The following is a 14198-nucleotide window of genomic DNA, read 5'->3' on the forward strand; positions in this document are numbered from 1 at the left end:
TTTCGGGCCACGGGCTGGTGTGTGGATCGCAGCCGAGCGCTGTCAGAACCGGAGGGTGGCGGAAATCGTGCCGGAAAGATCGTGACCGGCGCGCGACAGGGTGCTGCCGATGCTGGCGGCGAGCGTCAGGTCGGCGCTGACGTCATAGCTCAATCCCGCTTGAACCCGGAAGGCGTCCCGCTCGCCGATCCGCTTGCGGGTTTCGAAACCGGCACCGGGATAGCCGGCAAAGCCAGCCTCCTGCGCCAGTTCCTTGTTCAGCAATTCGTGGTCCCAGGTGAGCTGTGCGGAAGCCTTCACCATGGAACCCGACGGCAGCGGCACATCGAAGCTGCCGTTCATCCCCAGGCTGGAACGCAGCGAATTGAAATCGGTCTCGCCCAGCCATAGGCGGCCGGCATCGCCGTGCTCGGTCAGGTACGGACGCGACAGATGCGTGAAGCTCAGTCCGGCGACCGGACCGAGGCTTATGGTGCCGCTGAGCGCCCAGCGGTAGCCGCCGGCGGCGGCAAGCGTGGTGCTGTAGCCAGTCCAGTCGGCCTCTCCTCTGCCACTATAGCCGTTGAAGCTGAAAGGGCGTGTCATGCTGGCGTCCTCGATCCCCATCCGGGCAAGGCCGGACAGCCAGACGCCCGCCAGCGGGTCTTCCGCATAACGCGCGTGCAGGCCGAGATCGAAGGCGTTGACTTCTCCCTTGCCGGTTTCCGGCGCCTTCACAACGATCGTCTGCTGGCTGAAAGCACCGTGGAAGCCCAGCACCAGATCCGGATAATCGGCCGCCTGCCGTTCTGCTCCGAACACCAGACCATAGCCGGAGCCGTCATAGCCGACGACTGCGTCTCCGCGTTTCTGATCAAAGCCGCTGCCGAACGGCACGGCAAAGGCGCGCCATCCGCCTTCCTTTCCCGCCTGTGGAATGATCGCCACGAGTGCGCCGGAGGTGACGCTGTCGGTGATCTGCCGCTCGCGATCGACGGAGGCGGCAAACATCGCGCTGTAACCCGCCGGCGAGAGCACGTTCAACGCGCTTGCGACCGTGCTTCCGTCCGTGGCCGAGAAATCGAGAGCGCTATAGAGCGGCTGCATGCCCGGCCCTGCTTGCGCGACGATCTTGTCCAGTGCCTGGCCGGCCTGCCGCGTGTTGTCGTCACGACCATATTGGCTGTAGGCATTAGCCTTGCGGTCGATTGTCAGCTGATAGCTGTCCGCGCCTTGCGGTGAGGCCTGCAATGTCAACGTCGGTGACGTCAATTGGCCGCCCTCCACTGTGCCGAAGGCGCCGGTGATGGAGCCGGCCCGCAGCGGGCGGATATTGCCGATCGTCCAGCCATTGGCGTACCAGCCCCGTGTCGGCGCCAGCGCCAGTGTCAACCGCCCGTCCAGCGCGGCATTACCGCTGACGGTGAGAACGTCATAGGCGTCCTTGCCGCTCACATCGATCAGCAGCTCACCGGTGCTTTCCTGCGTGTAGCCGCCGACAATATCAGTGCGGCCGATGGAGCCGATGCCGCCCGGTGTCACGGCACCATTGTTGACGAAGCCGCTGCCGGCATCGTTCAGCTTATAGTTGCTACTGCCGGCAAGCGTCGCGCCCGGCACGATCTCCATGCCATAGATCTGATGATTGCCGTTGAGCTCGGTATAGCCGCCGGCGGCCTTGAGCTTCAGATTGGTGATGCCCTTGATGTCGTCGTTGTAAATGAAGGTGAACCGAGGATCGGCGTCGTCGATCGCAATCCCGTCTTCGTCGGCCAGCAGCCCGAATGTCATTTCGGTCAGGCGTTGCTTGCCGTTCTCATCCTGCTGGTCATAGAGCGAAATGGTATCGCCCTCCAATCTGGCGCCTCGCAGGACGTTGATGCGATTCACCAGCGCGTTCGACGAGATGTAGATCGCCGCCTGGCTGCCGGCCAGGCGGCCGCTAATGTAGACCTCATCGACCAGTGCACCATTCAGCTCATCGAGAAGCGGGATCGGTTGTCCCTGAAAGGTATCAATAAAGGAGCCGCGATACTCGCTTCTATTATTTCCCAGAATGTTGTTGCCGAAATCGAAGCTGGCAGCGATGCCGCCTTCGCCTAGCGCCTGGATGTCGCCGCGCTGGATGAAATCATGATCCTTGCCATACGTGAACATTACGCCCCGACCATTGATCCCGTCGGCATAAATCCGTGTACCCGGCCGCACGGTGAAGCCATTGTCCTCGCCATCGATGCGGACGCCGGCACCCCCTGCTCCCATGGTCAGGAGATCGGCGCGTTGAACCACCTCGCTATGGCTGCCATGGATATGCAGCCCGAGGCCGAGCGTAGCGATGTTGTACCGGCCGGGGATATAGGCGGTGCCTTCCGTGTTACGCAGGAAGAAACCATGATCGTTGACCAGAGTCTTGCCGTCGCCATAGATCGAATAGCCGTAGAAATTGCGCCGGTCGATCGTGTAGCCCATATCCTGCAGCGCGGCGAGCTCGGCCTCCATGAAATTGGTGTAGTTGCGATAAGACTGATGGCTCATTAGGCTGTTTTTCAGCTCGCTATGGCTCATATAATCGGGATCAAGGAAATCCCCGGCAAAAGTGTGCGCCAATATGTTCACCGGAACACCGGGCATCGCCCCAACGAGGACTTCATTGACACGGTCTCCGGCAAAATAGCCCTGGTCCTTGCGCACATCGAAGGCATCCGGGTCATAGGGGTTATTGCACTTTGAGCACAAAACAGCCTGGCTAGGCCTGCTAGGTCTGCCATTGTCGTCGCGCAAATGCTCGGCCCAGCTGCCGATCGTAGGGCCAAAATAGGGGGTAGCCTTATCATTCCAATCATCGATTCCGCTTAAAATTCCGAGACCATGAGCCAATTCGTGGAAAGCGACAGCGGCAAGGTCGGTATCACTGGAGCGCGGAAGTTGTGACGGCATATAAGGAATTGTCTCGAAGGGCATTTTCCCGAGGGCGAACTGGGCATCGGAACCGAAATCCCGTTCACCTGGGTCCTCTCCTTGCAGTGCTGCCTGCAGCTTTGTGAGGCTGGAGGGATCGTAGGACGTATAGCTGCTTCCGCCTGAAGCGCCTTCGTCATCATAGGTGCCGACGTTGATGATCGCCGGGAGATGGCCTGGTTGAGGCTTGATGATCTCCGCCCAGTAGCCTAAGGCGGCAAGGACTTTCTCTTTTTGCTGTGCATTCTGGTTCCATGAAGATTTATAAGCGTCATCTGGAATGTCTGGATCGCCTGCAAACGGGCCATCGTCCTTGTCAAAGAATCGCACTTCGAAAACCGCAGTACCTTGCGGGTTGTAGATAATCTGATTTTCCAGCGCCATAGCCGGAAAGGCGGGAATTGAAAGCAAGAAAGCCGCAAAAAATCTCATTTCGCCAACCTGTAGTAGAATTAAAATATTAGTTATAAATAATATTTGGAAATAGACTGGCGTGTAGCCAGGAAAACAGGTTTGTCCTCCCAATGAAATATCGGCCTCAGGCCGTAAAAAATAAACTATTTTTAAATATTCGCCCGGCGTCAACGCCATTAATTGGGCCGTATATCGTTGTATGGCAATAAATTGCGGGCGGTTCCGGTTTGCGAAGCGGGACCGCCCGCAAGAGTATCAGATCTAACCGACCATTGTATTATTCGGCTGCGATTTTAATTGCCTTGTTCAGATGAAGCGTGAAGCCGGTTTCGCGCGGATCGCCCAGCTCAGGTCGAAGCTGCATGCTCGGGATCAGATAATCGCCGGCGTTCTGCTGCCGATAGGGGATGGGCGCGATGGTGCCGAGCGTGCGCATCCTCTCGCGCAGGTGCTCGGCCATCGTTTCGAAACCTGTGTCGTCGAGTCGGTCGACCTTGTAGGCCACGAAAGGTGGCAACACATCATAGCCCGGATAATAGAGGATGCCGTGGTTGATCGGGAACAACAGGTCGTCAATGGGGCCGTTGACCCCGCGGGCCGAATAATGTTCCTCCCAACCGCCGGCGGTTACGATCAGCATCGCCCGCTTTCCGGCCAGGGTGCCTTCGCCGTAGCGGTCTCCCCATCGCTTGTCGCTGTGCTCACCGACGCCATAGGCGAAGCCGTAGGAATAGACGCGGTCGATCCAGCCCTTGAGGATCGCCGGCATGGAAAACCACCAGAGAGGAAACTGCAGGATCAGGACATCGGCCCACAGGATCTTCTCCTGTTCGGCTTTGACATCGGGTGTCAGCGAATTGTCCGCCAGGGCCTCGCCGGATGCCTTGGCCGGTTTGAACCGTGCATCCGGCGCCAGTGAAGGGAAATCCGCACGATCGACCTCGGATTTCCAGCCCTCGGCATAGAGATCCGACACCTGCACCTCGTGGCCCTGGGCCTTGAGTTCATCGACGGCAATATCGCGCAGCGCACCATTGAGCGAGCGCGGTTCGGGATGGGCGAAAACAAGTAGAACTTTCATGGGTCACAATCCTTGTTCGGGAAGATGACCTATGAGGTAGCCAATGCGGAAGCGATCCGGTAGATATGGATAATGCATAGGATTATTCCGAATAATGGATAAATCGGATATCACGCTGGAACGCATGCGCAGCTTTGTCCGCGTCGCCGAACGCGGCAGCCTGTCGGCGGTGGCGCGCGAGTTCGGGATCGGCCAGTCGACTATCACGCGGCATCTGCGGGAGCTGGAGGAGGCCGTCGGCGTGCCTCTTCTCTCAAGAACCACGCGACGCGTCACCCTAACCGACGAGGGTGGTCGCTATTATGCCAATTGCGTCCAGATTTTGCGGCTTGTCGAGCAGGCGGGGGACGAGGTGCGGGGCACGCGCGGCGCGCCGGCCGGCACGATCCGCATTTCCTGCACGGCGGCCTTCGGCGTCCTGCATGTAAGCCGGCTCATTTTTGCCTTCCAGGATCGGTATTCCGATATCGGGGTGGATTTGAGCCTCACCGACGAGCGGATCGATCTCGTGCGCGAGGGCGTCGATATCGCGCTCCGCCTAGGGCCGCTGACCGACAGTTCCATGAAGCTCAGGTCTCTCGGCCAGTCCCGCCGCCTGCTGGTCGCATCGCCGGATTATCTGGCGGCGCGCCGAAGGCCGTCCTCCCTGCAGGACCTCTCCGGCCATGAGGGCATCCGCATGTCGAATGTGGCGGGAAGCGATACACTCATCCTGCAAGGGCCGGGCGGCGAGCATCATGCGGTACCCTTCGGCGGCCGTCTTCGGGTCGACCATGGGCTGGCCGCGCGCGAGGCGCTTGTCGCCGGACGCGGCATTGCGCCCGCCCACCAGTGGCTTGTCGACGATCTCCTGGGCGAAGGCCGGCTCGAGCCGATATTGCCGGACTATTCATTGGCGTTCGTGCCGCTCAACATGCTGATCGTGCCGGAACGGGCAGGCATCGCCCGGGTCCGGCTCCTGGTCGACTTCATCGTCGAGCGGATCGGCGATGTTCCCGGAATTGAGCGGTCGTGACGGGATGCTCAGGGTTGACCTAAATGGTCCGACCGCGCGGTGCTACGCCAGTTGCCCCTTATCTGCATTCGTGGGACTGATGAAGCCGCCAATGGGCGCTTCATGCGGAAGGGACCAGCCGAAATAGACCTCCGCCTCGATGATCCTGCCGTCCCGTATGGTCAGGATCTCGGTGTTGCGGAAGCGCCGGCCCTCATCCGCCGTTCCTTCGTAGGTCACGAAAACCGATCTTCATGCTCAACGAGGTGGATGAAGCGGAAGTCCGAGATCGTTTCGCTGTTGGGCCAGCAGCGTTCGAAATAGGTTTGCCGGTCGAGACGATTGTCAAGCGGGCTGGTGAAATGAAAGTCGCTGCCGATCAGCGCCTCGATAGCTGCGCGGTCATTGTCGACATAAGCCTGATAGCTCCTGCGGGCGATTTCTGTGAGGGCGGTCATCACGGATCCTTTCTGAATGCAATTTGCAAGCAGTCTATTAATATATAAACTGCTTTCAGATTGCAACCAGATTGGCCGTGGCCGTCTCAATCAGACTGTGACCTCCTTCGGCTGCTTGATGGCCATGAAATAGAAGAAAAGGGCGGCCAGGACCAGGAAGAACAGGCTATCGGGGCTGGTCAGGAAGACCGTCGGGTCGCCATCGCTGAGCGCCAGCGAGCGGCGCAGATATTGTTCGAGATCCGGCCCGAGGATGAAACCAAGCAGCAGCGATACGGTGGGATAGTTCTGCTGGCGCAGGAAGAAGGCGAGCACGCCGAACACCACGGCCAGCGCCATCTGGAAGATCGAGAAGGTCGCGGCATAGCTGCCGACGAGCGCGACGACGGCGATGCAGGCATAGAGAAGTCCCTTCGGGATCGAAACGATCTTCACGAAATAGGGTCCGAGGAGGAACAGTGTCAGCGGAATGAGCACCAGCGCGCTGACGAGGAGCGAAGCGAACATGGGGGCGACGAGATCGGTCTGCGTCTCCAGCAGCCGCACGCCCGGCTGGAGGCCATTGATAACGAGCACGCCAAGCACCACCGCCGTTGTCGGATCGCCGGGAATGCCGAACATCAGCATCGGCACGAAAGCGCCGCCGCACATGGAATTGTTGGCGGCTTCCGCCGCGGCGATGCCTTCGCGGCTGCCGTGACCGTAGAGATCAGGACGTTTTGAGCGGCGCTTGGCGTCGGCATAGGCGACGAAGGCCGCCATCGAACCGCCGACACCCGGCAGAACGCCGATACCGTAACCGAACAGGCTGCTCTTGAGATAGGTATAGGGGCCGATTTCCCGGAGCTGCGCCAGGGTGGGAAGGAAATCGCGGCGACGGATCACCGCCGCTTCCGCGCGGATGGCAGCGGCCTGAATGCCGTCGCGGTGCAGTTGCGCCTGGTAGAGAACCTCGCTGATGGCGAAGGCGCCGATGATGAGCGGCATCATGTTGATGCCTTCGACCAGCATCTCGGTACCAAAGTTGAAACGCGCGATCGGCTGCATGACATCGATGCCGATCGTCGCGATCATCATGCCGAGCAGGGTAGTGACCAGTCCTTTCGCGATCGCGTCGCGCTGCATGATGACGATAACGACCAGCGCGAAGAGCACGAGCGAAAACTTGCCCGGCGTCTGGATCAGGAGCGAGAGCTTGGCGGCAAGCGGCAGGAACAGCATCAGCATCAGCGCGCCTAGGCTGCCACCGACCATCGAGCCAAACGCCGCATGGCCGAGCGCATTGGCGCCCTCTCCCCTTTTCATCAGGGGATAGCCTTCCATGGAAGTCATCATCGACGAGGGCGCGCCGGGAATATTGATGGTGGTGGCGGTGATGCTGCCGGCATACATGCCCGACATGAAGATGGCAGCGCACATGACCAGCGCGGGAACGACATCCATGCTGTAGGTGATGGGCAGAAGCAGCGCGATCGCCAGCACCGACGTCAGCCCCGGCACGGCACCGAAGAACGTGCCGACCGCGAAGCCAACCACCATGGAAAACAGCACGTCGGCGCGGGCAAGCGCGCCGAAGCCTTTGAGAATTTCGAGGAAGAAGTCCATCAGATCACGCCCATCAGGGTTGGTAGCCGGATGCCGAAGGCAAATGCGAACAGGCCATGGAAAACCGCCGTGACCGCGACAGCATAGAATATCTGCCGGATGATCCGCCCGTCCTGGAACTGGAAGAGGCGGAACAGGGCCAGCACGAAAAGCAGGGTCGACACGCCGTAGCCGAGCGGCTTGAAGGCGGCGATGTAGAGGACCGTGGCAAGCACGATCAGGAAGGGCTGCAGGAGGCTACCCTCGGGTTGCTCATGCTCCTGCGTCAGGTCGCTCCAGATGATGCGGGCGAGGCCCGCATACATGATGAAGGCGATGACAAGCGGCATGAAGGAGGGGCCGGCGAGACCTTCGCTGATCTGCGGCACGATCCGCAATGCGGCCGCGATATAGACGGTGGTCAGGATGAATAGGAACAGCGGCAGGAGAAGACGGCTCTTCCACTGCAGTCGGGGCGTTGTCATGGGCTCCTCCCAACTGGAACGGTTGCCGGCGGGAGTTTCCCGCCGGCATGTATTGTCATTTCTTCAGGACACCCTCTTCCACCAGCGTATCCATCTGCTGGAAGAGCGTCTTGCTTGTTTCATCGGCCCATTGCGTGACCTGATCCGAACCAAGCCAGCTCGGCGTGACGCCGACCTTGGCGGTCCATTGCTGGAACTCGTCGCTTTCCAGCGCCTTCTTGTAGGCATTCTCGATCTTCTGGACCACGTCGTCGGGCGTGCCGGCCGGCGCGGCAATCACGATGAAACTGCCGATCCGCAGCTTCAGGCCTTCCTCCTTGGCGGTCGGAACCGTCGTGAAGGTGGGATTGGTGGTATCGGTGAACTCCACGATGCCGCGAACGTCGCCATTTTCCAGAAGCGGCGCGAAATCGCCGAGGCTGGTCGCCACGACATCCACCTCGTTGGAGAGGATCGCTTCCTTCTGCGGCGCCGCGCCGCCGGGATAGGCGATGATCTTGAATTCGACGCCCGTCTCGTCCTGGAGCTGCAGGATCGCCAAATGCAGACGCGAGCCGATGTTCTGGATGCCGATCTTCACCTTGCCGGGATTGGCCTTGGCGTCGGCCACCAGGTCGCCGATGGTCTTATAGGGCGATGTGGCGTCGACGATGATGGCGTCGGGCTCGCTCGTCACGCGGGCGATGAGCTTGAGCTTGTCCATCTTGTAGGTCGGCAGCATGCCCTGCCAGGGGATCGTCACGACGCTGTCATAGGTGAGCGCGCCGATCGTATAACCGTCGGGGCGGGCCTGCATGAGTTGTGAAATGCCGGTGGCGCTGATGCCGCCGTCGATGTTCTCCACATACATGGAGCCGCCGATATCCTTTTCGGCGATCGTCGTCAGCTTGCGGACGATGGCATCCGTGCCGCCTCCCGCACCCCAGGGAACGATCACGCGGATGTCCCTATCCGGATATTCCGCAAGGGCGGCCGTGGATGTGAATATCCCCACACATGCTGCGGCCAAGATAGCCGCGAACTTCCTGTACATAATTCTCTCTCCCTGATTGGCGGGTGGCTTGCTGCACACGCATCTGACTGGATGCGCCTTGATCGGTAGCCTGCCTTGTCCCGCTCTCCTCCTCTCCGCCCGATATGCAATATTCCGGCGGTATGCGATGGCACCTCGACGCCGGTTAGGTGGCGCGACGAAGATCCGCGCAAGTCATATGATGACCTACAACGGCCGTCAAGCCGACTTGTCGTCCGTCGGTATGTTTCGGCGGCGCGTCAGTACGCGATAGCGCTGCAGCGAGCCGCCGAGATGGAGGCGCATTGCTTCCCTTGCCGCCCGCGGATCGCGCGCATAAATCGCCTCGGCCACCGCCATGTGCTCGCGATGAAGCTGCGTGTCCCTGTTCTCGATGTCGTCGGTGCCGTCCATGTTCCGCAGCTTGGAGCGTGGTATGGTGCGGCGGCCGAGATGCGCCAGGAATTCCTCGAAACGGGCATTGTTGGTTGCCCGTGCGATCGCCATGTGAAATTCGAAATCGGCCTGCACGGTTGCTTCACCGGCGCGCATCAGTTTTTCGAAAGCATCGAGCTGCGCCTGGATTTCCGCCTCCTGGGCCGGTGAGCAGCGCTCCGCCGCGAGGGCGGCCGCTTCGATCTCGACAGAGGTGCGGAGCTCCAGTTCCTCAATGATATCAGATATTTTCTTGTTCACCTGGGTCAGCAGCTGCAGCTCCGGAACCGCACGCCGCGGTTGCGTCACGAAGACGCCGACGCCATGGCGCGATTCCACCAGGCCGTCCGCGCGCAGCGCCGCGATCGCTTCCCGAATCACGGTACGGCTGACGCTGAAGCGCTCGATGAGGGCAGGCTCGGTCGGCAGCTTGTCGCCGAGCTTATAGGCGCCGCCGGAAATATCCTCGCGCAGCGCTTCGACCACGTCGGCCGAAAGGCTTCTCCTTGCCTGCTTCGATCCTATTGTCTCCATTGATTTGGATGCTCCTCGTCCCCACCCAAAATTGCCTTTTGCGGACGAGACACCGGTCCGGGCCGCATGTCGAGTTTTAGACCATGCGCACGGGAGTACAAGTGGTACTATTATTTTCGACATGTCATATGATGAGTTGGTGCGGTGTGGCATTGCTCTCATGCCTTGAAGAAGGGCACCGGCTTCAGGATCTGGTTGCGCTGGCTGATGAGATAACCGGCCTCGGCGCTCAGCTTTAGATATTCCACCCAGGCGGGATCGGCCTGCAGCGCCGCCCGCTTGGCTTCGCGGTCGGTTGCGTTCTCATAGACCCAGATGTGGACATAGGCGTTGACGTCACCGGTCTCGGTCGCGGCATAGACGATCGGCTTGCCCAGATGTTGTGACTGGATCGGCCAGCCGTGCTTTTCATAAAGCGCTAGGTGCTTCTTGATGGTGCCCGGGCGGCAGGTATAGGTGCGATGGTCGAGGATCATGCTTTACTCTCTTGCGTTGTTGGGTTTGAGGATTTGAAAAAGCACCATTCGCTCCGGCAGAGATCGACCAGGCTGTAGATGGTCATCACCGCGCCGGCGATGGGGATCGAGACATAGAGGAAGGCGACCGGCACATTCAGGATAGGCGTCACGGCGCGGCTGCGCAGCGTCAGGTCGAGCCCCTTCCAGGTCATGAGCGCGAGAAAGCCGATCGAAAGCAGGCTGACGACCACATGGAGGAGGGCGCCGCCGCGGCTTTCACCGAGGATGGCGCTGAGCCAATCCACGCGGAAATGCTCCTTCTCCCGCCAGAGAGCGGCCGCGCCGATGAACACCATCCAGGCAAACAGCGCCTGCACGACCTCGTCGAACCACGCCATCGACCCGAGCTGAAAATAGCGCGACACCACATTGGCGAAGACGATGACGAACAGCGCGGCCAGGCAGGAGCTGGCGATCGCGCGCAGCAGCAGGCCGACCATTCTGTCGATCATTTGGAGCGACTGCATCTCACGGCCCCATGACGAGCGTTGGAAGCCAGGTGGAAACCGGCTGGATATAGGCGACGGCGAGAAGGACGAGAGCGAGCCCTGCGAGATAGGGCAGCATTGCCCGGCTCAGCCGCCCCACCGAGAGGCCGCTGATGCTCGACACGGCGAACAGCACCATGCCGACCGGCGGCGTCAGCAGGCCGAACATCGAGCACATGATCATCACCACGCCAAACTGCACCGGATCGATGCCGACCTGGGTGACGACGGGCAGGAAGAGCGGAACGCAGAGCACGATCACCGCAATGCCTTCGAGGAACATGCCGAGGACCAGCAGGACGAAGACCACGATAGCCATGATGATCACGGGATCGCTGGAGAGATGCAGCATCCCTGTGATGAGCTGGTTGGGTATGCGCTGCTGGATGAGCAGCCAGCCGAAGAAGCCGGCCGCGGCGATGACGAACATCACCCGCACGGTATGCAGCAGCGTGTCCCAGAGGATCGCCGGCAGATGGGACGGCGTGATCTCGCGATAGACGAACATGGAGATCACCAGCGCATAGGCCGAAGCGGCGACGCCGGCCTCCGTCGGCGTGAAAAGGCCGCCGAAGATGCCCGCGATGATGATGACGGGCGTGAACAGCGAAAGCGCCGAGTCGGCGAAGCTGACGGCGATCTCCCTGAGCGAAGCGCGCGGCTCGCACGGCATCCTGGTGAAGACGGAGATCAGGTAAACGGAGATCATCAGTGCACCGGCCATGAGCAGGCCGGGAACGACGCCCGCCAGGAACAGCTTCGTGACCGAAACGCCGGTGATCGATGAATAGAGCACGAAGGGTATGGAGGGTGGAAAGACCGGGCCGATCGTCGATGAGGCGGCGGTGATCGCGGCGGAAAATTCGGGATCGTACCCCCGGTCGGTCATCGCTTTCATCTCGACCTGGCCGAGGCCCGCCGCATCGGCGACGGCCGCGCCCGACATGCCTGAAAAGATCAGGCTCGCCAGCACGTTCACCTGACCGAGCCCGCCGCGAATATGGCCGACGCAGGCATTGGCGAAGCGAAAGATGCGCCGGGTTATCCCGCCGGTGTTCATGAGATTGCCCGCCAATATGAAGAAGGGAATGGCAAGCAGGGTGAAGGCGGTGGTGGCCGAGAACATACGCTGCGGCAGCATCGATAGAATGCCGAAATCGCCGATGGCGACATAGAAGCCGGCGGCGACCACGCCGAGCGCGATGGCCACGGGCACACCAAGGAAAATAAGGAAGAGCAGACTGAGAAAGATCAAAAGCGCAATCATGAGCACCATCCCGCGAAGACGGAGGCAGGACGAAGCCCGCCCCCGTTCCGCCTGCTATTTCTGAAGGAAGCCGAGGAACGTCTTCATGTTCTCCTCGCCGGAAACGGCGGCGAGACGTTCGCGTGCCGGCCCCACTTTCTCGGCAAAGGCGGTGAGATCCGGCTTCGTCACCTTCATGCCCGACGCTTCGAGATCGGCGATTTCCTTCTGCTCCTGTTCGAGCACCAGCTTGCGCATCAGGGCGCCAGCGTTGGCGCTTTCCTCACGGATGATGGCCTGCTGTTCCGGTGTCAGCTTGTCCCAGCTGCCCTTGGAAACCACATGGATCATGCTGTTATAGACGTGGCGGGTCAGCGCCAGGTGCTTCTGGAATTCGTTGAGTTTTGAGTGGTAGATGACGCCGATCGGATTTTCCTGGCCGTCCACCACGCCCTGGTTGAGCGCGTTCGGAAGCTCGGGAAAGGCGATCTGCACCGCATTCGCGCCGAGCCCCTCGATCGCGGCCACGATCTGAACCTCCGGCGGCGTGCGGATCTTCATGCCCGCGACGTCCTCCGGCGCGTTGATCGGCCGGATATTGTTGGTGATGTTGCGGAAGCCATATTCCCAGTGGCTGAGCATGACGAGGCCGTCATTTTCGATCTTCGGCGCCGCCCATTCCGTAAACGGGCCGTCGAGCACCTGATGGGCATGCTCGTAATCGCGGAAGGCAAAAGGCGTCATCACAGTCCCGAAGGCCTTGTTGTATTTGTCGAGGGCGCCATGGGTCGGCAGGTTCATGTCGATGGCGCCGAGCACCGTCTGCTCAAGCTGCTCGGGCGGGGAGCCAAGCTCATTTGCCGGGTAAATATCGATCGCGACGGCCCCGCCGGTCCGCTCCGCGACATTCTTGGCCAGCTGGACCGAGGCGGTGTGAGCCGGGTGGCTTTCGGCGGCGAAATGCGCAAGACGAAGCGTCACATCAGCGGCTCTCGCCCGGATAGGCAATACGGTGACGATGGAGGCGGTCGCGGCCGCCCCCAGCAGTGTACGACGTGTAAGCATGATTTCCTCCCTTTGCATGCTTGTTGATCAGGCTTTGGGATCGGGTAGCCTGGCTTCGATCCCCGTGAGTTGCTCATAGGCCTTGATGACGGCCGTGCAGCTTTCGCCGGCATGTCCCATGATCGAGGCGAGCGCATAGGTCTGATGCACGGCCTCGGCCATGAAGCCCGGCAGGCCGGCCTCCTCCAGCCAGTGGGCGTAGTAGCGGACATCCTTCTGGGCGTTGGCGAGCGACATATGCGGCGTGAAATCGCGTTTGAGCGTCATCTCACCATAGAGATCCATCATCCCCGACCGGCCTCCGGCGGCGGAGATGATGCCGATCACCTTGCTCATATCGAGCCCCTCGCGCGCGGCCAGCGCGAAGCCTTCGCACCAGGAAGCGACATTGGCGAAGGCGATATAGTTGTGGATCAGCTTGAGGCGGATCGCATGGCCGGCCGGGCCGACATGGAAGACATTTTCCGCATAGCAATCGAAGATCGGACGCAGACGCTCCAGAAGATCGCTCTCGCCGCCGAAGAGGATGTTGACCTCGCCGCGATCCGCGTGGGCGGGCGTTCGCGTCATCGGCGCTTCCGCATAGGCGATGCCGCGTGCCTCGCACTCACGTCGCATCAGGTCGACATGCTGGGGCGAAACGGTCGTGTGGTCGAGGAAGATGGTCCCTTCGCGCATGGAATCGAGCAGGCCGCCCGGTGACAGCGCCAGTTCGCGCACGGCTTCCGCCGTGGTGATGCAGATGGCGAGAACATCGGCCTCCCTCGCCATCGCCGCCAGATATTCGGCGCGGCGCGCGCCCTCGTCGACGGCGCGCTCGACGGCCTTTTCGTCGAGGTCGTGCACCGTGACCTCCAGCCCGTGCTTGAGCATGTTCTTGACCAGGCCGCGGCCCATTCCGCCAAGCCCGATAAAGCCAATGCGTGGCGATGCGTGATCGTCCATCA

General features: G+C 60.9%; 14 protein-coding genes. 1 reads left to right on the top strand and 13 read right to left on the bottom strand.

The window, feature by feature from the left end:
* Nucleotides 1–42: 42 nt before the first annotated feature.
* Together ATN84_RS21295 and ATN84_RS21300 are read right to left on the bottom strand one after the other, a co-directional pair.
* Nucleotides 43–3369, bottom strand: a complete 3327-nt coding sequence (locus ATN84_RS21295; protein WP_068884522.1) for an autotransporter outer membrane beta-barrel domain-containing protein — start codon at nt 3367–3369, stop codon at nt 43–45.
* A gap of 259 nt (nt 3370–3628) precedes the next feature.
* Nucleotides 3629–4432 carry an NAD(P)H-dependent oxidoreductase gene (locus ATN84_RS21300; RefSeq protein ID WP_068884523.1) on the bottom strand — a complete coding sequence of 268 codons (804 nt, stop codon included), beginning with the start codon at nt 4430–4432 and terminating at the stop codon, nt 3629–3631.
* A gap of 94 nt (nt 4433–4526) precedes the next feature.
* On the opposite strand from ATN84_RS21300, the gene ATN84_RS21305 reads away from it, so the two are divergent.
* Complete coding sequence (locus ATN84_RS21305) at nt 4527–5447, top strand: LysR family transcriptional regulator (RefSeq protein ID WP_068884524.1); 921 nt, start codon at nt 4527–4529, stop codon at nt 5445–5447.
* A 42-nt stretch (nt 5448–5489) separates the two neighbouring features.
* On the opposite strand, the gene ATN84_RS27590 is transcribed toward ATN84_RS21305, so the two are convergent.
* The 11 genes from ATN84_RS27590 to ATN84_RS21355 all read right to left on the bottom strand — a co-directional run bounded on the left by ATN84_RS27590 (nt 5490) and on the right by ATN84_RS21355 (nt 14196).
* Complete coding sequence (locus ATN84_RS27590) at nt 5490–5666, bottom strand: hypothetical protein (protein ID WP_201026421.1); 177 nt, start codon at nt 5664–5666, stop codon at nt 5490–5492.
* A complete protein-coding gene (locus tag ATN84_RS27595; RefSeq protein ID WP_201026422.1) occupies nt 5663–5884 on the bottom strand; it encodes a hypothetical protein in 222 nt (73 codons plus the stop codon). Before ATN84_RS27595 ends, ATN84_RS27590 begins: the two co-directional genes overlap by 4 nt.
* A gap of 90 nt (nt 5885–5974) precedes the next feature.
* A complete protein-coding gene (locus tag ATN84_RS21315; protein WP_068884525.1) occupies nt 5975–7489 on the bottom strand; it encodes a tripartite tricarboxylate transporter permease in 1515 nt (504 codons plus the stop codon).
* Nucleotides 7489–7953 (bottom strand): tripartite tricarboxylate transporter TctB family protein, encoded by a 465-nt coding sequence (locus ATN84_RS21320; RefSeq protein WP_068884526.1) that lies wholly within the window; start codon nt 7951–7953, stop codon nt 7489–7491. Before ATN84_RS21320 ends, ATN84_RS21315 begins: the two co-directional genes overlap by 1 nt.
* A 55-nt stretch (nt 7954–8008) precedes the next feature.
* A complete protein-coding gene (locus ATN84_RS21325; protein ID WP_244491162.1) occupies nt 8009–8962 on the bottom strand; it encodes a Bug family tripartite tricarboxylate transporter substrate binding protein in 954 nt (317 codons plus the stop codon).
* A gap of 222 nt (nt 8963–9184) precedes the next feature.
* Nucleotides 9185–9934, bottom strand: a complete 750-nt coding sequence (locus ATN84_RS21330) for a FadR/GntR family transcriptional regulator (RefSeq protein WP_068884528.1) — start codon at nt 9932–9934, stop codon at nt 9185–9187.
* A 158-nt stretch (nt 9935–10092) separates the two neighbouring features.
* Nucleotides 10093–10410, bottom strand: a complete 318-nt coding sequence (locus ATN84_RS21335) for an NIPSNAP family protein (RefSeq protein ID WP_068884529.1) — start codon at nt 10408–10410, stop codon at nt 10093–10095.
* Entirely contained in the window at nt 10407–10919 is a 513-nt protein-coding gene (locus ATN84_RS21340) for a TRAP transporter small permease (RefSeq protein ID WP_082766426.1), read from the bottom strand. The genes ATN84_RS21335 and ATN84_RS21340 overlap by 4 nt, the downstream gene beginning before the upstream one ends.
* 1 nt (nt 10920) lies before the next feature.
* Entirely contained in the window at nt 10921–12207 is a 1287-nt protein-coding gene (locus ATN84_RS21345; protein WP_161939607.1) for a TRAP transporter large permease, read from the bottom strand.
* Nucleotides 12208–12261: 54 nt separating this feature from the next.
* The gene (locus ATN84_RS21350) at nt 12262–13251 is read right to left on the bottom strand and encodes a TRAP transporter substrate-binding protein (protein ID WP_082766427.1); all 990 of its coding nucleotides are present in this window, start codon (nt 13249–13251) and stop codon (nt 12262–12264) included.
* Nucleotides 13252–13278: 27 nt separating this feature from the next.
* The gene (locus ATN84_RS21355; RefSeq protein ID WP_068884532.1) at nt 13279–14196 is read right to left on the bottom strand and encodes an NAD(P)-dependent oxidoreductase; all 918 of its coding nucleotides are present in this window, start codon (nt 14194–14196) and stop codon (nt 13279–13281) included.
* Nucleotides 14197–14198: the final 2 nt, after the last annotated feature.

It is taken from the genome of Paramesorhizobium deserti (genome assembly GCF_001558695.1).
GTDB lineage: Bacteria > Pseudomonadota > Alphaproteobacteria > Rhizobiales > Rhizobiaceae > Paramesorhizobium > Paramesorhizobium deserti.